Here is a 21233-nt window from a genome sequence, read left to right as displayed (position 1 = left end):
CACCGCGAGGTGCGACGGGGCCTTCGCCGTTCCCGGCCGCGTCGGCCAGGATGGGCCCATGAGCACCGATGGCTGGGAGCGCGACCTGGCGGACCTCGTCGCCCGTGCGGTCGCCCAGTCCGGTACGGCGCGGACCGCCGAGGCGTTGGTCGCCGCTGCAGAAGCGCTCGCCCCGGAGGCGCCTGAGGTGCTCCGGCCCGTCGTCCCGGTGCTCGGCGTCGACGGCTGCCCCGGTGGCTGGGTCGGGGTCGCGCTCGACACCGACGGGACCACCGCGGTGCACGTGGCCGGGGCGATTGCCGCCCTGGTCGAGAGCGTCCGGCAGAACCTCGACGTCCGGGTGGTCGCGGTCGACATGCCGATCGGGCTCGCGGACCGGGACGCCCGTCGTGCCGACGGCCTGGTGCGGGCGGAGCTCGGGCCGAAGTCGAGCTCGGTGTTCACCCCGCCGACCCGTGCGGCCGTCTACGCGTCCTCGTGGGAGGAGGCGAAGGAGATCAACATCGCCGCCACGGCGTCCGGCACGAGCATCGCCGTGCAGACCTGGGGGATCGTCCCGAAGATCCGCGAGGTCGACCAGTGGCTGCGCACCCGCCCGCGGGTCGAGGTGGTCGAGGTGCATCCCGAGCTCGCGTTCGCGCGCCTGGCCGGGACCCCGGTCATCAGCCGCAAGGCGACCCCGGAGGGAGCCGACGAGCGGCGCGCACTGCTGACCGGTGCCGGCCTGACGGCTCCGCACTACTACGCAGGTCAGGGATTCGCCCTCGACGACCTGCTCGACGCGTGCGCCTGCGCCTGGTCCGCCAGCCGGCACGCAGCGGGGGAGAGCGAGTCGTTCCCGCCCGAGCCCGAGGTCTTCAGCGACGGGCTACCGGCCGCGATCCGGGTCTAGCCGCGAGGCGGAGCCGGGGAGTCGAGCGCCTCGCGCAGGTAGGACCGGCCGCCCTCGGCCTCCAGGGCCTCGGTGACCTTCGTGATGATCCGGTCGCTGGGCCAGATGTGCCGGAACAGCAGCAGCTCGGCAACCGCGACCCCGATCAGCACGAGCACGATGCCGCCGTCCTCGGCGACGAAGGCCAGGGCGATCCCGACCATCGCCACCGACTCGGCGAACGCGAAGCGCAGGAGGGTGGTGGTTTGCATCTGGGTGACCGAGCTGCGCCGAGCCTCGTCCTCGGGCGTGCCCGGGGCGATCGGCCGGAACCGGTACCCGAGCTGGGAGATCGCCGCCGTCGCGGCCAGAGCCACCGCAGCCAGCACGGCGAAGGTCCACGGCGGCGCCGGGTCGGATCCCTGCTCGGAGGTGAGGATGAACGTGACGGCCACGAGGATGACCACCAGGGAGGACATCAGGGCCACGCAGAGCACCCGGAGGGTCTGCAGGAAGGTGGAGGGAGTCGGATCGGCCATGGGCACACGCTACCGATTGCCGCCCCTCACCTGCCGGATGGGAAGATGGGCGGGTGACCACCCAGCCGTCCTTCTCCGGGCCCACCCGCACCGACGTGCTCGTCGTCGGCGCCGGCCCCGCAGGCTCCTCGGCGGCGACCTGGGCCGCGCGGGCTGGACGCGACACCGTGATCGTCGATGCCGCCGTCTTCCCGCGCGACAAGACCTGTGGTGACGGGCTCACCCCGCGTGCCATCGCCGAGCTCTCCCGCCTCGGCCTCGAGGACTGGATCACGGCGCACACGGTCAACCACGGACTGCGCGCGCACGGTTTCGGGCAGACGTTGCTGCTCCCGTGGCCCGGTCCGGGCCGGTCCGGGACCGGACTGCCGGCGTACGGGTCGGCGGTCGCGCGTACCGAGCTCGACGACCACCTCCGCACCACCGCGATCAAGGCGGGCGCGACCGCGATCGACGGTGCCCGCGCGGTCGACGTCCGGATGGACGGGGGAAAGGTCGCTGCGGTCGTCTTCGAGCTCGACGGCCGTGACGGGGAGCGGGTCGAGATCGCCTGCAACCGGCTCGTGGTGGCGGACGGTGTCCGCTCCGGGCTCGGCAAGGTCCTCGGACGTGAGTGGCACCGGGACACGGTGTACGGCGTCGCCGGCCGCTCCTACATCGACTCGGCCATGTCGGACGACCCCTGGATCAGCTCGCACCTCGAGCTCCGCGGCGAGCAGGGCGAGATCCTCTCGGGCTACGGGTGGATCTTCCCGCTCGGCGACGGCTCGGTGAACCTGGGTGTGGGCACGCTGGCCACCGCGAAGCGTCCGGCCGAGGTGGCGCTGCGGCCGCTGATGAAGCACTACGCCGAGCAGCGCCGCGAGGACTTCCAGCTCAGCGGGGACATCCGCATGCCCACCTCGGCACTGCTGCCGATGGGGGGCGCGGTCTCGAACGTCGCCGGTCCGAACTGGGCGCTGATCGGCGATGCCGCGGCCTGCGTGAACCCGCTCAACGGCGAGGGCATCGACTACGGCCTGGAGACGGGCCGGTTGGTCGTCGACGTCCTGGACGAGGACCTCGCCACGGTGTGGCCGACGCTGCTCCGCGAGCACTACGGCGAGGCGTTCTCGATCGCCCGTCGTCTGGCCGGGATCGTCACGGTGCCGCGGGCGCTCGCCGCACTGGGACCTGTCGGCATGCGCTCGGACTGGATGATGACGCTGGCGCTGCGCTGGATGGGCAACCTGGTGACCGAGGAGGACCGGGACCGGTCCGCCCGGGTGTGGCGCTGGGCCGGTCGCCGCAGCGTGAAGCTCGACCACCGCCCGCCTTTCAGCTGACCTGGCACCTTTGTGCAGGTGGGGAGGAGCGCAGCGGGGGAGCACCTGCACAAAGGTGCCAGGTCAGCGCATCCGGCGGTCGCCTGGTGTCGAATGACGACCGTGGACCGCACCTACAAAGCCATCAACGCCCTGGGCCGCCTAGCCCTGCGCGCCCTCGACGTCCGGGTGCACCCCCACGGGCTCGAGAACCTGCCCGCCACCGGCCCCGTCGTGCTCGCAGCGAACCACGTCTCCTACCTCGACTTCATCATGATCGAGAAGGCGGCCGTCGACCGCGCACGCTACGTCCGCTTCATGACCCGGTACGACGTGTGGAAGCCCGGCCCGATCGCGTGGGCGATGGACCGGATGGGCCACATCCCCGTCGACCGGACCGTCCCCGTCGCGGCGTACCTGAGGGCCCGGAGGCTGCTGCAGTCCGGCCAGGCGGTGGGCGTCTTCCCCGAGGCCGGGATCAGCTACTCCTTCACGGTCCGCTCGCTGATGCGTGGTGCCGTGGCGCTGGCCCGTGAGACCGGCGCACCGCTGGTCCCCGTCGCCATCTGGGGCTCGCAGCGGATCTTCTCGGTCGGCGTGCCCGAGCCGCCGCCCGACCTGACGCGTGGTCGGCGGGTCGACATCGAGTTCGGGGCGCCGTGGCAGGTGCCACCCGGTGCGGACCTGATCGCGGAGACGCAGCGTCTGGGAGCCACACTCACCGGGATGCTGGAGGGTCTGCAGCGGATGCCGGAGCACGTGCCGCGTCCGGGCGAGCACGCGACCTGGTACCCGGCGCACCTGGGAGGCCACGCCCCGACGCGCGAGGAAGCACGGGCCCTCGACGTCGTACCGACCAGCGCGGTCACCCCGACGTGGTGGCCGCCGGCTCCCGAGGTTCGCTCTCGCGCGGGGTCTGGTGCCGGTCCCGACGCTTCTCCCACCACCCGATCGGGTCGACGAACGCGTTGAGTCGTCGCGCCACCGGAGGGGCGGCGAGGAGCAGTGCCAGCACGACGCCCGCCGCGGTCGCGATCGCGAAGGAGAGGCCGAGGTGGTCAGCAGCCCACTCCGGGTAGCCGTGGTAGCGGGCGAAGAGCAGCACGAAGCCGTGGAACAGGTAGACCACGAGGGTGGCCGACCCGAGCGTGCTGAACCAGCTCCTGCCGCGGGGGACGAGCGCGAACACCGAGGCCGCACCCACCAGCCCGATCGCGAGCACCGCGGCACGGGTCGCCATCGCCAGCACGGCGTCGGGCTGCAGCAGGTCGTAGGTCGTGCGGTAGTAATACCACTCCGTGTCGAGCCAGGCGTCGGTGTAGCGGGCGAGGACCAGCAGCGCCGCCATGCCGACGAGAGCCCACGGAACGGCCTTCGGCGAGCGCAGCCGTGCCCAGTCGCGGTCGCTCACCCGCAGACCGAGGACGAAGAAGGGCAGCATGCCCAGGATGCGCGGGCCGTCGAGGGTCTCCCCGACCCACAGCCCCGAGGTGATGCTGATCGCGACGGCGCCGCCGAGAGCCGCCCACCGCGGGACCGCCAGGAAGAGCGGTGCGCTCAGCCGCCAGAAGAACAGAGCCGCCAGGTACCACATCGGCCAGTGCGGGTCCGCGAACAGGTCGTTGATCCGGACGCCGCCGAGCCACTCGCGGTAGTAGGCGAGCGCGGCCTCGAAGATCAGGTACGGAACCGCCACGGTGGTCACCAGCGAGCGGAGGCGCTCCGGGGTCCAGGAGAACCGGCGGGAGAAGTAGCCGGTGATGATCGCGAACGCCGGCATGTGCCAGGAGTAGAGGAAGTCGTAGGCCCAGTCGTTGGTCGGCGAGCTCGGCACGACTGCCCAGGCGTGGCCGACCACGACCAGGGTGACCAGCACCATCTTGATGTTGTCGAACCAGGGCTCGCGGCGCCGGGGCTGGCGACGCGCAGCGGGAGCCTCGGCGGCGTTCTCGCGCTCGAGGACGGCCTGGCTGCGTAGAGTCGTCATGTGTCTGGAGTACCCGCTGACCCTGTGACTGACTCCTCAGAGGGCCGTGAACTACCTCGCAGACAGCGAGTTGCGGCATATGCGGTGATTGTCCGCGGGGACGACATCCTGCTGTCGCGGTTGGCGCCGTACCTCGGCCCGAACGAGCAGTGGACGCTTCCCGGGGGCGGGATCGACTTCGGGGAGGACCCCCGCGACGCGGTCGTGCGCGAGGTCTACGAGGAGACCGGTCTGAGTGTCGAGGTCGGCGACCGGGCGTGGATCGACTCCGCGCGTCGGTACGCGTCGGTCAGCGACACTGACATGCACTCCGTCCGGATGGTCTTCGAGGGCTGGGCGCCCGTCGACAGCCCGGAGCCGCGGGTCGTGGAGGAGAACGGGTCCACCGTCGACGCCCGCTGGGTGCCGCTCGCCTCCGTCCTCGGCGGCGCCTGGCCGGTGGTCGCCTGGGTCCGCGCCGCGATCGAGGAGCACGAGGCGCACCGGGTCCAGCGCCTGGCCGCCAAGGCGCTCGTACGGCGCCAGGTCGACGGCCGCGAGCAGGTGCTGCTGGCCCGGTTGAGCCGGTACGCCGTCGAGTCCGGTCACTGGACGCTTCCGGGCGGGGGAGTCGACCACGGCGAGAAGCCGGCCGTCGCGCTTGCCCGGGAGATGCTGGAGGAGACCGGACTGGTGGCGCAGGTCGGCGAGCTGCTCGACGTGCACGACCTGCACCTGACCGGGACCGCTCCGAACGGCCGGCACGAGGACTTCCACGCCGTGAACCTGATCTTCGCGGTGACCGTCCCGGATGGCGCCGAGCCGCAGGTTCTGGAGATCGACGGCACCACCGACGACGTCGCGTGGATCGATCGTGCGGCCGTCGAGGCCGGAACGGTCGAGGTGACCGAGGTCGTCCGGCACGCGTTGGCGGTAGGTTCAGCGCCATGAGCGGCGCGGAGACGATCTTCACCTACGGTGCCCCGGGGCTGAAGTTCGGAGTCGGGGCTTCTGAGGAGATCGGCTACGACCTCGGCCAGTACGACGTCCGTCGCGTCCTGGTGCTCACCGACCCCGGCGTCGCCGCCACCGGTCACCCCCAGCGCATCGCCGAGCAGATGGCCGGCTTCGGCATCGAGGCCCGGGTCTTCGACGGCGTGCAGGTCGAGCCGACCGATGCCAGCTTCACCGCGGCCATCGACCACGCCCGGCAGACCGGCCCGTGGGACGCGTTCGTCGCCGTCGGTGGTGGCTCGACGATCGACACCGCGAAGGCCGTGAACCTGCTGACGAGCAACGACGGCGAGCTGATGGACTACGTGAACGCGCCGGTCGGCAAGGCCCGGGCGCCGAAGAACCCGCTGAAGCCGCTGGTCGCCGTACCGACGACGACGGGGACCGGCGCGGAGTCCACCACCATCTGCGTGCTCGACGTGCTCGCGCTCAAGGTCAAGACCGGCATCAGCCACGCCCGGTTGCGCCCGACCCTCGCGGTCGTCGACCCTGCCCTGACGCTGTCGCAGCCGGCCGGCGTCACCGCAGCCGCCGGGATGGACATCCTCTGCCACGCGCTGGAGTCCTACACCGCGCGCTCGTTCACCTCCTACGACTCCAAGTCCCCGGAGCAGCGGGTCCCCTACTGCGGATCGAACCCGATCTCGGACCTCTGGTCCGAGCAGGCGATGACGCTGCTCTCGACCTCCTTCCGCCGCGCGGTCCACCACGGCGACGACGCCGCCGCGCGGGAGCAGATGGCGCTCGCGGCCACGATGGCCGGCCTCGGTTTCGGCAACGCCGGGGTGCACATCCCGCACGCGAACGCCTACCCGATCGCGGGTCGGGTGCACGAGTCCTGCCCCGACTTCCGACCAGCCGGCTACCCGGCGGACGAGGCGATGGTGCCGCACGGCATGGCCGTCTCCCTGACCGCGCCCGAGGCGTTCCGGTGGACGTTCTCCTCGAGCCCCGAGCGTCACCTGCGCGCAGCCGGCCTGCTCGCACCCGGCCACGACCACGGCGCCGACGCGGGGACCCTGCCCGCAGTGCTCGGCGACCTGATGCGCGACATCGGGATCCCCAACGGACTCGGTGAGGTCGGCTACGGCGAGGGTGACATCGACGACCTGGTCACCGGCACCATGCAGCAGCAGCGGCTGCTCTCGACCGCTCCGCGCGAGGTCACCGAGGAGGACGCAGCCGGGATCCTGGGCCGGTCCTTGGGGCTCTGGTGACGCCTGCTCACGCCCTGCGCCAGGCGGGTCTGCAGGTCGACGACTCGACCCTGGCGCGTTCGCTCTACGCCAGTGACGCGTCGTTGTACCGGGTGCCGCCGCAGGCGGTGACGTTCCCGCGGGACAGCGACGACGTGCTCGCCGTGCTCGCGGTGGCCCGGGAGTTCGGGACGAGCGTCACCCTGCGCGGAGCCGGTACGTCGATCGCCGGCAACGCGGTCGGTGCAGGCATCGTGATCGACACCAGCAGGCACCTGAACAAGCTGCTCCGGCTCGATCCGGACGCGCGCACCGCGACCGTCCAGCCCGGGATGGTGCACGCCGCGCTGCAGCGGCAGGCGGCGCGGCACGGGCTGCGCTTCGGACCGGACCCTTCCACGCACACCCGCTGCACCATCGGCGGCATGATCGGCAACAACGCCTGCGGGTCGCGGGCACTGGGCTACGGCCGCACCTCTGACAACGTGCGGGCGCTCAAGATCGCGCTCTCCGACGGCGAGGTGATCAACCCGCGGGGAGCCGCCCGGCACGCGAGGGGGTTCTCGGTGGCCGAGGAGCGCGGGCTGCGCGGGTTCGCCGCGGGCACCGGGTCAGAGCAGTCCGCGTTGATCGCCGGGCTGACCGACCTGGTCGACGCGAACCTGGCGCTGATCCGGACCGAGTTCGGTCGGTTCTCCCGGCAGGTCTCCGGCTACGCGCTGGAGCACCTGCTGCCCGAGAACGACCGCAGCTTCGAGCGCTTCCTCGTCGGCAGTGAGGGCACCCTGGGTGTGGTGCTGGAGGCGACCGTCCGGCTGGTCGAGGACGCGCCGTTCCGCGCCCTGGCCGTGCTCGGCTTCGCCTCGATGGCTGATGCCGCGGACGCAGTGCCTGCGGTGCTGGCGACCGCGGTGGGGCTCGAGGGACAGCTGGTCGCCTGCGAGGGCCTCGACGAGCGCATCACCGGCTTGGTGGCGAACGCACCGCAGCTGCCCGCGGGTGCCGGGTGGCTCTTCGTCGAGGTCACCGCGAGCAGCGCCTCCGGTGCCGAGGAGGCCGCCGCGACCGTTGCCGCCGCGGTCGACGCGCCCAGCCGCATCGTCACCGACCCCGTCGAGCAGGCGGCTCTGTGGCGGATCCGGGAGGACGGGGCAGGCCTGGCTGCCCGGTCGCTCGCCCGTCCGGCGCACTCGGGGTGGGAGGACGCCGCGGTCCCACCGGACCGGCTCGGTGACTACCTCCGGGACTTCGAGTCGCTCCTCGACCAGTTCGGCTACGACACGGTCCCGTACGGGCACTTCGGGGACGGGTGCGTGCACGCCCGGATCGACTTCGAGCTGACGGACCGCTCGGGGCGGGAACGGTTCCGCTCCTTCACCGAGGACGCTGCGACCCTGGTGGCGTCGTACGGCGGCTCGCTCAGCGGGGAGCACGGGGACGGCCGGGCCCGTTCGGAGCTGCTCGGCCGGATGTACTCGCCCGAGGCGCTCGGCCTGATGGCCGCGGTCAAGCACGCGTTGGACCCGCAGAACATCCTCAACGCCGGTGTGCTGGTGGACCCGGCGCCGTTCGACGAGTCGCTGCGGCTCGCGGCGCCGGCGTCGGGCCCGCTCGCCGCGCTCTTCGACGACGCGCACCGGTGCACCGGGGTCGGCAAGTGCGTCGCGGTCGGCGCCTCCGCGACCACGGTGATGTGCCCGTCGTACGCGGCGACCCGGAACGAGAAGGACAGCACCCGCGGTCGGTCCCGGGTGCTGCAGGACGTCGTGGTCGGTGCCGTACCCGTGTCGGACCCGGCCGTCGGCGAGGCCCTCGACCTCTGCCTGTCCTGCAAGGGCTGTGCCAGCGACTGCCCCACGGGGGTGGACATGGCGATGTACAAGTCGCAGGTCCTCGAGGCCCAGTACGCCGGCAAGCGCCGCCCGCGCTCGCACTACGCCCTCGGCCGGCTGCCGAGGTGGGCGGCGATGACACCGCCCCGGGTGGCCAACCTGGCGCTGCGCAGCCGTGCTCTCGCGTCGGTGGTCAAGCGCGTGGCGGGGATCGACGCCCGACGCGGGCTGCCCGCGTTCTCCCCCCAGCGCCTGCGTTCGTACGCCGAGCCGTCCCGGGTGCGCCCGGCGAGCTCGCCGGACGTCTGGATCTGGGCCGACAGCTTCACCGACCACTTCGCCTCGGAGACGGGTCGAGCGGCGCTCGACCTGTTCGCGGCCGCAGGGATCGACGCGAAGGTGATCCCGGAGCGTGCCTGCTGCGCCCTCACCTGGATCACCACCGGCCAGCTCGACCAGGCCCGGTCCATCCTGGACGGCTCACTGAGCACGCTCTACCCGTACGTGGCCAGCGGGGTGCCGATCATCGGGCTGGAACCGAGCTGCCTGGCCAGCATCCGCAGCGATGCGGGGGAGCTGCTCGAGGACCCGCGGGTCGCCGAGGTCGCCGCGGGGATGCTGACCCTCGCCGAGTACCTGACCCGGCTGACCGCCGAGGGTCGTTGGACGATTCCGGACCTGCGCGGCACCGAAGTCCTGGTGCAACCCCACTGTCACCACGCGAGCGTGCTCGGCTTCGACGCCGACCTCGCGCTGCTGGAGGCAGCGGGCGCCTCGGTCACCCGTCTGGGCGGCTGCTGCGGGTTGGCGGGGAACTTCGGGGTGGAGCAGGGCCACTACGAGACCAGCGTCGCCGTTGCCGAGCTGGCGCTGCTGCCCGCGGTCCGGGCCTCCGCCGAGGGCACGGTGTTCCTGGCCGACGGGATGTCCTGCCGGATCCAGCTCGACGACCTCGCCGACGTACCGGCGGTGCACCTAGCCCAGCTGCTCGCGAGCGCTCCGCTTCATCCCTGACGCCGGCTTGATCGGCTCGGGCCACTTCGGCGTGAGCGCACCGCCGAGGGGCGTACGGCGCCAGCGGCGACCGAGCATCGGGATCACCCAGCCCTGCCACCAGTCGATCTCGTCGGTGACCGCCTCGGCCCAGGTCCGCTCGGGGATCCGGCCGAGGTCGCGCAGGGTGATGGTGTGGTCGACCTGCAGCGTGCGCAGAACGGCGGCGGCCAGGTAGCGGTGCCCGTGGCGGGACATGTGCAGGCGGTCCGGCTCCCACATCCGGGGATGCGCGAACGCCCGCATCGCCCAGTGGTCGACCAGCAGGGCGTCGTGGGCGAGCGCCACCTCGCGGACCCGACGGTTGAACTGGTTGTTGCGCAGCCGCAGCGGCTCGAGGAGCGGGGAGAGGCGCAGGTCGTAGCTGGTGAACAGCAGGACCCGGGCGCCGGTGGCCGCCAGCTGGGCGACCGCCTTCTCGTAGCGGGCGAGCACGTCGTCGAGGTCGATCCGGATCTGCAGGATGTCGTTCCCGCCGGCGAAGAACGACACCAGCGTCGGGTCCAGGGCGGCTGCGGCCTCGACCTGGTGCTCGATCACGTCGTCCAGCACCCGGCTGCGCAGGGCGAGGTTGACGTACTCGGTCTCCGGGTCCGCCTTGGAGAGCTGCTTGGCGACCCGGTCGGCCCAGCCGCGGACCCCGTTGGGGAAGCGCTCGTCCCAGTCGCCGACGCCCTCGGTGAAGGAGTCCCCGATCGCCACGAACCGCTCTGCCATGCGGCGAGGATGACGGCAGGGCGAGTCCGGGAGGCGAATCGGAGGTGAACATCGGCTCCCGAGCCCTGGTAGGGCCCGGAACGGGCGTCTGCGCGTTTTGACCGCCGCTACGGCACCCGGTAATCTCAATCCTTGTGTCTGGGCATCCCAGGCGCCTCGGCCATGCCCGGGGCAGCGCCGGTCCCCGGACTCGCTACAGCACTGAGCAACACCATCGTGCGCGGCAGAGCGTCACGCACTGATATCAAACAGGAAAGGGAACCACCCGGTGCCCACTATTAACCAGCTGGTCCGCAAGGGCCGCCAGGACAAGGTGTCGAAGAACAAGACGCCTGCCCTGAAGGGTTCGCCCCAGCGTCGCGGCGTCTGCACCCGCGTCTACACCACCACCCCGAAGAAGCCGAACTCCGCCCTCCGGAAGGTCGCCCGCGTGCGGCTCTCCAGCGGCGTCGAGGTCACCGCTTACATCCCGGGTGTCGGTCACAACCTCCAGGAGCACTCCATCGTGCTCGTCCGCGGCGGCCGGGTGAAGGACCTCCCCGGTGTCCGCTACAAAATCATCCGCGGCACGCTCGACACCCAGGGTGTCAAGAACCGCAAGCAGGCCCGCAGCCGCTACGGCGCCAAGAAGGAGAAGAGCTAATGCCTCGCAAGGGTCCCGCGCCCAAGCGCCCGATCGTCGTCGACCCGGTCTACGGTTCGCAGGTCGTCACCCAGCTCGTCTCCAAGGTGCTCCAGGACGGCAAGAAGCAGACTGCCCAGCGCATCGTCTACAAGGCTCTCGAAGGTGCCCGCGAGAAGACCGGCACCGACCCGGTCGTCACGCTCAAGCGCGCGCTCGACAACGTCAAGCCGGCCATCGAGGTCAAGAGCCGCCGTGTCGGTGGCGCCACCTACCAGGTCCCGATCGAGGTCAAGGGCACGCGTGGCACCACGCTCGCGCTGCGCTGGCTGGTCGGGTACGCCTCGGAGCGTCGTGAGAAGACGATGGCCGAGCGCCTGATGAACGAGATCCTCGACGCGAGCAACGGCCTGGGTGCCGCTGTGAAGAAGCGCGAGGACACCCACAAGATGGCCGAGTCCAACAAGGCCTTCGCCCACTACCGCTGGTGATCGTTGCGGCGGCGCCCCTCGATCGGGGCGCCTGCGCACCACCCACCTGCATCCACCAACATCTGAGGAACTGACTTTCAGTGGCAGTCGACATCACGACGGACCTCAACAAGGTCCGCAACATCGGCATCATGGCGCACATCGACGCCGGCAAGACCACCACCACCGAGCGCATCCTGTTCTACACGGGCATCACCTACAAGATCGGTGAAGTCCACGAGGGCGCGGCCACGATGGACTGGATGGAGCAGGAGCAGGAGCGCGGCATCACGATCACGTCGGCCGCGACGACCTGCTGGTGGAAGAACCACCAGATCAACATCATCGACACCCCGGGTCACGTCGACTTCACCGCCGAGGTGGAGCGTTCGCTCCGCGTCCTCGACGGCGCCGTCGCCGTCTTCGACGGTGTCGCCGGTGTCGAGCCCCAGACCATGACCGTGTGGCGCCAGGCGAACAAGTACTCGGTGCCCCGCATGTGCTTCGTCAACAAGCTGGACCGCACCGGTGCCGACTTCTGGCGCTGCGTCGACATGATGGTCGAGCGCCTGAACTCCACCCCGCTCGTCCTGCAGCTCCCGATCGGCGCCGAGAGCGACTTCCTCGGTGTCGTCGACCTGGTCGGCATGCGTGCCCTGACCTGGCGCGGCGAGACCACGATGGGTGAGGACTACACCGTCGAGGAGATCCCCGCCGAGCTGGCCGAGCAGGCCGCCGAGTGGCGCGAGAAGCTTCTCGAGACCCTGTCGGAGGCCGACGACGAGATCATGGAGAAGTTCCTCGACGAGGGTGAGTTCACCGTCGAGGAGCTCGAGGCCGCGATCCGTCGTGCGACCCTCGCCGACAAGCTGAACCCGGTCCTCTGCGGCACCGCGTTCAAGAACAAGGGCGTGCAGCCCCTGCTCGACGCCGTCGTGAAGTACCTCCCGTCGCCCCTCGACATCGAGGGCATCGTCGGCCACGCGCCGAACGACGAGGAGAAGGAGATCGTGCGTCAGCCGTCCGACTCCGAGCCGTTCTCCGGTCTGGCCTACAAGATCGCCACCGACCCGCACCTCGGCAAGCTGATCTACGTCCGGGTCTACTCGGGCAAGCTCGAGGCGGGCTCGACCGTGGTCAACTCGGTCAACGGCCGCAAGGAGCGGATCGGCAAGGTCTACCAGATGCACGCCAACAAGCGTGAGGAGATCGCGTCGGTCGGCGCCGGCCAGATCGTCGCTGTCATGGGTCTCAAGGACACCAAGACCGGCCACACGCTCTGCGACCCGAACAACCAGGTCGTCCTGGAGTCGATGACCTTCCCGGCCCCGGTGATCGAGGTCGCCATCGAGCCGAAGACGAAGGGCGACCAGGAGAAGCTCGGTACCGCCATCCAGCGGCTCTCCGACGAGGACCCGACCTTCACCGTCAAGGCGGACGAGGAGACCGGTCAGACCATCATCGCCGGTATGGGTGAGCTCCACCTGGAGATCCTCGTCGACCGGATGAAGCGCGAGTTCCGCGTCGAGGCCACCGTCGGCAAGCCGCAGGTCGCCTACCGCGAGACCCTGCGCAAGAAGGTCGAGAAGCACTCCTACACCCACAAGAAGCAGACGGGTGGCTCGGGTCAGTTCGCCAAGGTCATGATCTCGATCGAGCCGAACATCAACCCCGAGACCGGGACCGGTGCGGGCTACGAGTTCGTCAACGCCGTCTCCGGTGGTCGCGTCCCGCGCGAGTACATCCCGTCGGTGGACCAGGGCGCCCAGGAGGCCATGGAGTTCGGTGTTCTCGCCGGCTACCCGATGGTCGACGTCAAGGTGACCCTCGAGGACGGCGCGTACCACGACGTCGACTCCTCGGAGCTCGCGTTCAAGATCGCCGGTCTGCAGGCCTTCAAGGAGGCCGCGCGGATGGCGAAGCCCGTTCTCCTCGAGCCCATGTTCGCGGTCGAGGTCGTGACCCCCGAGAGCTTCCTCGGCACGGTCATCGGCGACATCAACTCACGGCGTGGTCAGATCTCCGCGCAGGAGGAGCGTCACGGCGACATGGTCGTCTCGGCGCTGGTGCCGCTGTCGGAGATGTTCGGGTACGTTGGTGACCTCCGGTCGAAGACCTCAGGTCAGGCGTCGTACTCGATGGAGTTTGACTCGTACGCCGAGGTTCCCTCGAACGTCGCAGACGAGATCATCAAAAAGGTTCGTGGCGAGTAGTTCTCCACGCACCTCGGCAGCAACAAACGTTCTATTTACGAGTCAAGAAAACACAACCAGGAGGAGCCAGAAATGGCTAAGGCCAAGTTCGAGCGGACCAAGCCGCACGTCAACATCGGAACCATCGGTCACATCGACCACGGCAAGACGACGCTGACGGCTGCCATCACGAAGGTCCTGCACGACAAGTACCCGGACCTGAACGAGGCTTCGGCGTTCGACCAGATCGACAAGGCGCCCGAAGAGCGTCAGCGCGGTATCACCATCTCGATCGCGCACGTCGAGTACCAGACCGAGCAGCGCCACTACGCTCACGTCGACTGCCCCGGTCACGCCGACTACATCAAGAACATGATCACCGGTGCGGCCCAGATGGACGGCGCGATCCTCGTGGTCGCCGCCACCGACGGCCCGATGCCGCAGACCCGCGAGCACGTGCTGCTCGCCCGCCAGGTCGGCGTGCCGGCCCTGGTCGTGGCGCTCAACAAGTGCGACATGGTCGACGACGAGGAGCTCATCGAGCTCGTCGAGATGGAGGTGCGCGAGCTCCTCTCCGAGTACGACTACCCGGGCGACGACATCCCGGTCGTGCGCGTTGCGGCCCACCCGGCCCTGACCGGCGACGCCAAGTGGGGCGAGTCGATCCTCGAGCTGATGAACGCGGTCGACGAGGCCATCCCGCAGCCCGAGCGTGACACCGACAAGCCGTTCCTCATGCCGGTCGAGGACGTCTTCACGATCACCGGTCGTGGAACCGTCATCACCGGTCGTATCGAGCGCGGCATCGTCAAGGTCAACGAGGAGGTCGAGATCATCGGCATCCGCGAGACCTCGCAGAAGTCGACCGTCACCGGCGTCGAGATGTTCCGCAAGCTGCTCGACGAGGGCCAGGCGGGCGAGAACGTCGGTCTGCTCCTCCGTGGTACCAAGCGCGAGGACGTCGAGCGCGGCATGGTCGTCATCAAGCCGGGCACCACGACCCCGCACACCGAGTTCGACGCGTCGGTCTACATCCTCTCCAAGGAGGAGGGTGGCCGTCACACGCCGTTCTTCAACAACTACCGTCCGCAGTTCTACTTCCGGACCACCGACGTCACCGGCGTCGTCACCCTCCCCGAGGGTCGCGACATGGTGATGCCGGGCGATAACACCGACATGTCGGTCGTGCTGATCCAGCCGATCGCCATGGAGGACGGCCTGAAGTTCGCCATCCGTGAGGGTGGTCGTACGGTGGGCGCCGGTCGCGTCACCAAGATCACCAAGTGATCTAGTTCTTCTCAGTTCGGCCCCGGGCTTCGGCCCGGGGCCGTTCTGCTTTAGGTGTGGCGGCGCCCGTCCAGCGCTCCTCGGACCGGCTGGCTTGGCGCGTCGCCGCTACAGACGGTGGGGTGCCCGTCACCCGCTTGCGGCGCCGCGCTGCGCTTTTACGCCGGCTCCTCCGGGCCCTGCCCGTGCGCCGCCACGCGACCCTGGTCACTCTGCTGCCGGGTCGCTCGTCGTCGCAGCGCCTTTGGTCTTTGCAGGGTCGTTGCCTCGGTGCGTCGGGTTGGGAATGCAGAACGGCCCCGGGCGTTGCCCGGGGCCGTTCGTTGCTGATGGAGCTGGTGGTCAGCTCTCCTTCTGGATCTGCAGGAAGGCGACCACGCCGAGGCCGATGTAGGCCAGACCGATGATCAGCGTCAGCCAGAGGCCGATCCCGCTGCTCACGTCGACCTTGAAGCCGGGGCGGCCAATGTCCTCGAGGTCGCCGCCCTTGTCGCTGATGTCAGCGAGGTCGATGATCGAGATCAGGGTGATCAGGGCGCCTGCTGCGGCCGCCGCGATGGCGAACGGCTTGGCCAGGATGCCCTTGAGCGCGTAGGCGACACCGAGGCCACCGGCGACCAGGGCGAGCAGGAAGGTCAGCGTTCCGTCGCCGCCGTCTCCGAAGCCGCTGGAGGACTCGCTGAGCGCGCCGGCCTCGACGGAGACCCACGGCAGGATCGCTGCGATCAGGGCCAGGATGGCCAGGGCGCCGGCGACCAGGCCGAGCTTCTGGGTCAGCGTGCCTGTCTTGAAGGTGTTCACGGCGTCGCCGTAGGCGGCCTTGGCGGCGTCGCCGGCGGCGGCGAAGTCCGGACCGCCTGCAGCAGGGGCGGCCGGCGGCGGGGTCGGGGCCGGGGGCGGCGGGGGAGTCGAGTCAGCGGGCTGCTGCGGCTCTTCGGGGGTGTTCGTCATGGGGCGGTTTCCTCTCACCGATAGGGGATTGCGCCGAAGTCTGCCAGTTAACTCGACTTTGCGCTTGTGACGAGTGCCTCAGCGACGGCGCGGCCGAAGGCGCGGTGACCGGCAGGGGTGAGGTGGAGACGGTCCGGAAGGTAGCTGAACCGGTGGTCGAGCATGCTCACGTACCCGACGTCGGAGCGCGCGGCGGCCGCACGCAGGATCTTGTCGATCCGGACCGCTTGGGCCGCGCGGGACGGGGCCTTGGCGGGACCGACGATGAGGACCCGGTGGCCGCGGGCCGCGGCGAGGACACGGCGTACTCCCGCACGGATGCCGGCAGTGGTCTGGAACTCGTCGTTGAGGCCGCCCTCGATGACGACGGTGGCGCCGTTGTCACGCAGTGCCTGCGGAGCCCGTTGGTAGTAGGCGACCTCGCCGCAGGGGCTGGAGCCGTGACTGAACCCGGAGCCGGAGAAGCCGAACACCTGGAGACGACCGGGCAGCTGCTCGGGCCACGCGCGGAGCGGGTCGGTCAGGCCGAGCCCGACCGAGTACGAGTCGCCGATCACGACGACGTCCGAGCCGGTCCCGGTGACGACCTTGGCCCGGGCGCGGGAGTCGTTCGCGAACTTCGCGCAGCGGTCGAGCTCGGTGGACTGGGCCGGTTGGGCAGCGGTGAGCAGGCCCAGCACGCCGATCACCAGACCGGCGGCTGCTGCCATGAGAAGAGGTGTAGGCACCCGAAATCGCCTGCGCACGCGGACATCCTGCGTCCTGGATCCCCTTCTGCGCAGGCGTTTGCGAAGGCCGGGTCCCTCTCGTGACCGAAACGACACGTACCCTTCTCGTCGTGCCTGATGCCCTGCCGCCCGCCCGTCCGCACCGTCGTCTCACCGAGGACGGCCGCCGGATGCGCGAGGTGCTGACCTACTCGCGGCGCGGCAGCCGGTTCACGCCCAGCCAGCAGGAGTCCTGGGACGCCTACCACCGCGACTGGGTGATCCCCGAGTCGGCCGTCGACGAGCCCGGCTTCGACCTCGCGGCACTGTTCGGTCGCGACGCGCCGCTGATCATCGAGATCGGGTCCGGCATCGGCGAGGCGACGGCATCGCTGGCGGCGGCCCGGCCGGAGTACAACGTGCTGGCGCTCGAGGTCTGGATGCCCGGCGTCGCGCACACCCTCGGTCTGCTGGCGGAAGCGGGGGCCGACAACGTCCGGATGCTCGGTGTCGACGCCGTCTGGTTCCTGGAGAACCTGGTCGAGCCCGGCAGCCTGGCGGAGCTCTGGACGTTCTTCCCCGACCCGTGGCCCAAGAAGAAGCACCACAAGCGGCGCCTCGTCGGCCCCGAGTTCGCGGCGCTGGTCGCTACCCGGCTGAAGCCGGGCGGGACGTGGCGGCTCGCGACCGACTGGGGCGAGTACGCCGAGCAGATGATCGCCGTCCTCGACGCCGAGCCCGCACTCGAGGGCGGGCGCGTCGAGCGCTGGGTGGACCGCCCCGTCACCAAGTTCGAGCGCAAGGGCGTCGCGGTCGACCGCGACATCATCGACCTCGCCTACCGGACCCGCTGACCTCAGGCCGGCAGCGGGTCCCGGAGCAGCAGCTCGGTGTTCCGGTCGCGTCGTCTCCCGGCGCGCGCGTGCCACGGCCGGTCGTTGAACGCGAGCTCGCGGTAGTACGACGCCAGGCCCGCCGGCGACAGGTCGTCCGGGTCCGCCACCAGCGGGGCGTCGGCGTCGATCATCGTGGTGAACAGGGAGATCGTGCCGTCGCCGTTCCGGGCGACCTCGATCACCCGGGCCTGCTGCGGGGCGTCGGTGTGCGAGGCGGAGTTGATCTCCCAGAAGGAGCGCTTCGCCTCGTCGTGCCGGTGCGGGGTGATGTCGTTGCGGTGGGTGTGGCCGTTGACCCACGCGACCACCTGCGGGTGGCGGTGCAGCACCCGACGCAGCTCGTCGTCGCCGTGCCGCTGCTCGCCCGGGAAGCGTGGGTCCTCGGCGAGGTTGCGCATCGAGCCGGACGGGTGGTGGCTGAGCACGACGACGTACTGGTCGGTCAGGGTCGTCAGCTGCCGCTCGAGCCAGGCGAGCTGGCCGGAGCCGATCGATCCCTCGGCGCCACCGGCCTGGTTGGTCGTGTCCAGGCTGATCACGGTGACCAGCTCGCTGGCACGGTAGGTGAAGTAGAGGTGGTCCGGATCGGCGTCCTCGGCGTACCCGTGCCCGACCGGACCTGCTCCGACGTACCGGGGGTCGCGGAGCGCTGCGAGGTAGTCGGCGCCGGTGAACGGCGCTCGACGCGGGTCGGCGTGCACGGTCCGGGTCCGGCCCGAGGACACGATCGAGGCGAGCATCTCGCGGGCGTCGTCGCCGGCGCGGACGCCCTTGAGCATGGAGGCGAGCCGGTAGGTGACGTCGCCGTGGGAGGAGAAGATCTTCCGGTCGCCCAGCGACCAGTCCTCGACGTACTGACGGTTGCCGAGCATGCCCCCGGCGACGTCGTCGTGGTTGCCCATCGTCAGGACCCACGGCACGTCGAGCCCGGGCGCGATGAACGGTCGGGTCGCGGCGCCCAGCAGGCCATGCACGACCGGGAACCCGCGGTCCTTGAACGCGTCGCGACGGGTGCTCTCCGGCTGCCAGTACTCCCGGTGGCCGCTGGCCGCGACGCCTTCGTACCCGTCGAGACTGCCGCTGTCGGCACGCACGACACCACCAGCCAGGACCCCGAGCAACCAGTCCAGCTCGTTGCGGGACTGGTTGTCGGTGTTGTCGCCGGTGCTGACCACCGCGTCGATCCTGCGCCCGGTCCAGGGCCCGCCGTCCAGGCCGTTGATCCGGGAGACGAGCGCGTTCGTCCCGTGCAGCCCGAGGAACTCGCCGGGGCGGTGCCCGACCTGGTTGATCCGGTCGAGGTACTCGAACCGCAACGGGTGCTGGGCATCGGTCACGTGCAGGTCGGAGACCTGGACGAGGACGCCGACGCCTTCGCGCCGGTCCTCCCGACCGCGGCGCCCCCGTGCGAGGTCCTCGCGGAGCTCGGCGGCCTCGCCCTCCCGCAGCCGCAGCTGCCGGTACGCCGGACCCGCGCGCATGCCGATGGTCGACTCCAGGGTCGTTCCCGCAGAGAACACCGGGCGACCCTGGAGCCGGGGCCAGTCGAAGAGCAGGGCGGTGGGCCAGATCGCCAGGGCCCCGGAAGTGGCTCCGGCTTGCAGGACTCGTCGGCGCGTGAGCGTGACCACGTGCTCACGATGACGAGGCCGCACCCCCGGGCCGATGACGTCGATGCAGACGTCGGGTGAAGGTTGGTGATCTACCCGGGGTGCTGGTTCACCCGGTGGTCAACCGCGGGACACCAGGCGACGTCGCAGCTCGTTCTCGCGGTGGATCCGGGCCAGGTCGCGCTCACGCCGCGAGACCAGGACGGCCGCGAGGAAGTACTCCGGCGTCGTGCCCGGCGGCGGGGCAGGGGACACGAACGGCTGCACCTGGTCGGCCAGGGTGCGGGCGAGCTGCGCACTGGCCGCGGGACCGATCTGGTTCGCGCGAGCGAGGAACTGGCGGACGCCCAGCGCGACCGCCGTCGGGAGGGGCGCGATGTCGGCGTTGCGCGCCCAGTCGGCGAGGTGCGGCGGCATCGGGGCCGGCAGCGGGAACCGCAGCGGGAACCGCTCGCGAATCACGTAGGTGCCGGCAGCGTGGTCGCCGAGGCGCTTGCCGCGCTCGCTGAGCAGGGAGGAGAAGAAGGCCGGCGCCCCGAAGAAGGTGTAGATCTCGACGAAGCCGATCAGCGAGCGGACGAAGGCGTGCTGGGCGGAGATCGGTCCGGCGTCGTCGCGCACGGTGCGCAGGCCCATCGCCATCTTGCCCAGCGACTTGCCGCGGGTGAGGGTCTCCAGTGTCGTCGGGATCACCAGGAAGACGGTCATCAGGGTCGCGATCAGCGAAGCCCAGAACAGCGCCTCGTCGGTGCCCGAGGACAGCGACGTCATCAGGATGGTCACGAAGAACAACGTCACCAGGGTGGCGACGAGGTCCAGCAGACCCGAGACCACCCGCGACCCGAAGGATGCCGCCGGGAGGTCGAGCGCGACTGCCTCGCCGGTGACCAGGTCGTCGGCGGTGAGGCTGGCGGCTTCGAGGGAAGAGGACATTCCGACCAGCATAGGCACCCGGCCACACGCGTGTCCGGCTTAGGGTTGGGCACATGGACCTCGACGCCTACGTGATCGCGCACGGGCACGAGTGGGACCGCCTCGACGTGCTCACCCGGCGCAGCCGGCTCAGCGGTGCCGAGAGCGACGAGCTGATCGACCGCTACCAGCAGGTGGCCACGCACCTCTCGGTGATCCGCACGGCAGCGCCGGACGCATCGCTGGTCTCCTACCTGTCCTCGATCCTCGCGCGGGCCCGGAACCGATCGGTCGGGACGCGGGTGACGAGCTGGCGCAACGTGGGCCGGTTCTTCACCGAGGTGTTCCCGGCCGCGCTGTACCGGTTGCGCCGGTGGTGGATCGGCTGCCTGCTCGCCAACGTCGTGGTCACCGCAGTGATGATCATCTGGCTGCTCGACCACCCGATGGTGGAGCAGACCCTGATGAGCCCCGGTGAGGTCGACCAGCTGGTCAACCACGACTTCGAGGACTACTACAGCACCTACGCCTCGAGCCACTTCGCCCTGCAGGTCTGGGTGAACAACGCCTGGGTCTCGGCGCTCTGCCTCGCGCTCGGCATCCTGGGCTTCCCGGTGATCTACCTGCTCTTCAACAACATCCTGAACCTGGCGGTGATCGGTTCGGTGATGATCAACCACGGGCACGCGGGTCACTTCTGGGGCTTGATCCTCCCGCACGGGCTGCTCGAGCTCACGGCCGTATTCGTCGCGGGCGGAGTCGGGCTCAAGCTGTTCTGGTCGTGGATAGAACCCGGCGACCGGACCCGGACCCAGTCGGTCGCCCGCGAGGGCCGGACTGCGGCCACGGTCGCGCTCGGCCTGGTGGTCGTGCTGATGATCAGTGGCGCGATCGAGGGGTTCGTCACGCCCTCGGGCCTGCCGACCTGGGCGCGGATCGGGATCGGCATCCTCGCCGAGCTCGCGTTCTTCGCCTACGTCTTCACGCTCGGGCGGACGGCCTACCAGCGCGGCCAGACCGGAGACGTCGACGCCTCGCTCCTGGAGGACCGGGTGGCCACCGCCTCGTGACCCTTGGCCACGTGCCGCGCATGA

General features: G+C 70.3%; 19 protein-coding genes. 12 read left to right on the top strand and 7 right to left on the bottom strand.

What is annotated here, in order from left to right; genetic code table 11:
* The first annotated feature begins 58 nt into the window (after window positions 1-58).
* A complete protein-coding gene (locus ABIE44_RS06060) occupies window positions 59-892 on the top strand; it encodes a DUF429 domain-containing protein (protein WP_209720740.1) in 834 nt (277 codons plus the stop codon).
* Here the strand turns inward: ABIE44_RS06060 and ABIE44_RS06055 are convergent.
* Window positions 889-1410: a hypothetical protein gene (locus ABIE44_RS06055; RefSeq protein WP_209720744.1), complete on the bottom strand. Its 522-nt coding sequence runs from the start codon at window positions 1408-1410 to the stop codon at window positions 889-891. The genes ABIE44_RS06060 and ABIE44_RS06055 overlap by 4 nt on opposite strands.
* A gap of 53 nt (window positions 1411-1463) precedes the next feature.
* Between ABIE44_RS06055 and ABIE44_RS06050 the strand changes: the two genes are divergently transcribed.
* Together ABIE44_RS06050 and ABIE44_RS06045 are read left to right on the top strand one after the other, a co-directional pair.
* Entirely contained in the window at window positions 1464-2735 is a 1272-nt protein-coding gene (locus ABIE44_RS06050) for a geranylgeranyl reductase family protein (RefSeq protein WP_209720747.1), read from the top strand.
* Between the two features lie 93 nt (window positions 2736-2828).
* The gene (locus tag ABIE44_RS06045; protein ID WP_209720750.1) at window positions 2829-3686 is read left to right on the top strand and encodes a lysophospholipid acyltransferase family protein; all 858 of its coding nucleotides are present in this window, start codon (window positions 2829-2831) and stop codon (window positions 3684-3686) included.
* On the opposite strand, the gene ABIE44_RS06040 is transcribed toward ABIE44_RS06045, so the two are convergent.
* Complete coding sequence (locus ABIE44_RS06040; protein ID WP_209720753.1) at window positions 3580-4701, bottom strand: acyltransferase family protein; 1122 nt, start codon at window positions 4699-4701, stop codon at window positions 3580-3582. The genes ABIE44_RS06045 and ABIE44_RS06040 overlap by 107 nt on opposite strands.
* Between ABIE44_RS06040 and ABIE44_RS06035 the strand changes: the two genes are divergently transcribed.
* From ABIE44_RS06035 to ABIE44_RS06025, 3 genes are read left to right on the top strand one after another with little or no spacing between them, the layout of a single operon-like run.
* Window positions 4702-5631: an NUDIX domain-containing protein gene (locus ABIE44_RS06035; RefSeq protein WP_354437881.1), complete on the top strand. Its 930-nt coding sequence runs from the start codon at window positions 4702-4704 to the stop codon at window positions 5629-5631. It abuts the gene before it with no gap.
* Window positions 5628-6911: a hydroxyacid-oxoacid transhydrogenase gene (locus ABIE44_RS06030; RefSeq protein WP_209720758.1), complete on the top strand. Its 1284-nt coding sequence runs from the start codon at window positions 5628-5630 to the stop codon at window positions 6909-6911. Before ABIE44_RS06035 ends, ABIE44_RS06030 begins: the two co-directional genes overlap by 4 nt.
* The gene (locus ABIE44_RS06025) at window positions 6908-9736 is read left to right on the top strand and encodes an FAD-binding and (Fe-S)-binding domain-containing protein (RefSeq protein WP_354437880.1); all 2829 of its coding nucleotides are present in this window, start codon (window positions 6908-6910) and stop codon (window positions 9734-9736) included. The genes ABIE44_RS06030 and ABIE44_RS06025 overlap by 4 nt, the downstream gene beginning before the upstream one ends.
* Here ABIE44_RS06025 and ABIE44_RS06020 read toward each other — a convergent pair.
* Complete coding sequence (locus ABIE44_RS06020) at window positions 9698-10492, bottom strand: SGNH/GDSL hydrolase family protein (RefSeq protein WP_209720761.1); 795 nt, start codon at window positions 10490-10492, stop codon at window positions 9698-9700. The two genes, ABIE44_RS06025 and ABIE44_RS06020, sit on opposite strands and share 39 nt — an antisense overlap.
* Window positions 10493-10760: 268 nt before the next feature.
* Between ABIE44_RS06020 and rpsL the strand changes: the two genes are divergently transcribed.
* The 4 genes from rpsL to tuf all read left to right on the top strand — a co-directional run bounded on the left by rpsL (window position 10761) and on the right by tuf (window position 15063).
* Window positions 10761-11135 carry a 30S ribosomal protein S12 gene (rpsL, locus tag ABIE44_RS06015; protein WP_028636428.1) on the top strand — a complete coding sequence of 125 codons (375 nt, stop codon included), beginning with the start codon at window positions 10761-10763 and terminating at the stop codon, window positions 11133-11135.
* Complete coding sequence (gene rpsG, locus ABIE44_RS06010; RefSeq protein WP_209720764.1) at window positions 11135-11605, top strand: 30S ribosomal protein S7; 471 nt, start codon at window positions 11135-11137, stop codon at window positions 11603-11605. The genes rpsL and rpsG overlap by 1 nt, the downstream gene beginning before the upstream one ends.
* 131 nt (window positions 11606-11736) lie before the next feature.
* On the top strand, window positions 11737-13797 hold the full coding sequence (fusA, locus tag ABIE44_RS06005; protein WP_502912753.1) for an elongation factor G: 2061 nt from the start codon (window positions 11737-11739) through the stop codon (window positions 13795-13797).
* A gap of 72 nt (window positions 13798-13869) precedes the next feature.
* Window positions 13870-15063, top strand: coding sequence for an elongation factor Tu (tuf, locus tag ABIE44_RS06000; protein ID WP_209720770.1), 1194 nt, complete (start codon window positions 13870-13872; stop codon window positions 15061-15063).
* Between the two features lie 342 nt (window positions 15064-15405).
* Here the strand turns inward: tuf and ABIE44_RS05995 are convergent, their stop codons facing one another.
* Both ABIE44_RS05995 and ABIE44_RS05990 read right to left on the bottom strand, forming a co-directional pair.
* Window positions 15406-16014: a hypothetical protein gene (locus tag ABIE44_RS05995; RefSeq protein ID WP_209720773.1), complete on the bottom strand. Its 609-nt coding sequence runs from the start codon at window positions 16012-16014 to the stop codon at window positions 15406-15408.
* 47 nt (window positions 16015-16061) lie between these two features.
* Window positions 16062-16724 (bottom strand): SGNH/GDSL hydrolase family protein, encoded by a 663-nt coding sequence (locus tag ABIE44_RS05990; RefSeq protein WP_209720776.1) that lies wholly within the window; start codon window positions 16722-16724, stop codon window positions 16062-16064.
* 128 nt (window positions 16725-16852) lie between these two features.
* Between ABIE44_RS05990 and trmB the strand changes: the two genes are divergently transcribed.
* Window positions 16853-17575: a tRNA (guanosine(46)-N7)-methyltransferase TrmB gene (gene trmB / locus ABIE44_RS05985; protein ID WP_354437879.1), complete on the top strand. Its 723-nt coding sequence runs from the start codon at window positions 16853-16855 to the stop codon at window positions 17573-17575.
* A 2-nt stretch (window positions 17576-17577) separates the two neighbouring features.
* On the opposite strand, the gene ABIE44_RS05980 is transcribed toward trmB, so the two are convergent.
* Window positions 17578-19248 (bottom strand): TIGR03767 family metallophosphoesterase, encoded by a 1671-nt coding sequence (locus ABIE44_RS05980; protein ID WP_209720779.1) that lies wholly within the window; start codon window positions 19246-19248, stop codon window positions 17578-17580.
* Between the two features lie 99 nt (window positions 19249-19347).
* Complete coding sequence (locus ABIE44_RS05975; RefSeq protein ID WP_209720782.1) at window positions 19348-20160, bottom strand: RDD family protein; 813 nt, start codon at window positions 20158-20160, stop codon at window positions 19348-19350.
* Window positions 20161-20213: 53 nt separating this feature from the next.
* Between ABIE44_RS05975 and ABIE44_RS05970 the strand changes: the two genes are divergently transcribed.
* Entirely contained in the window at window positions 20214-21209 is a 996-nt protein-coding gene (locus tag ABIE44_RS05970) for a stage II sporulation protein M (RefSeq protein WP_209720785.1), read from the top strand.
* The last annotated feature ends 24 nt before the right edge of the window (window positions 21210-21233 follow it).

It is taken from the genome of Marmoricola sp. OAE513, from assembly GCF_040546585.1.
In the GTDB taxonomy this organism is placed as follows: Bacteria; Actinomycetota; Actinomycetes; order Propionibacteriales; family Nocardioidaceae; genus Marmoricola.
Note: the sequence above shows the minus strand (reverse complement) of the source record. Positions and strands in the feature narration are given on the sequence as shown.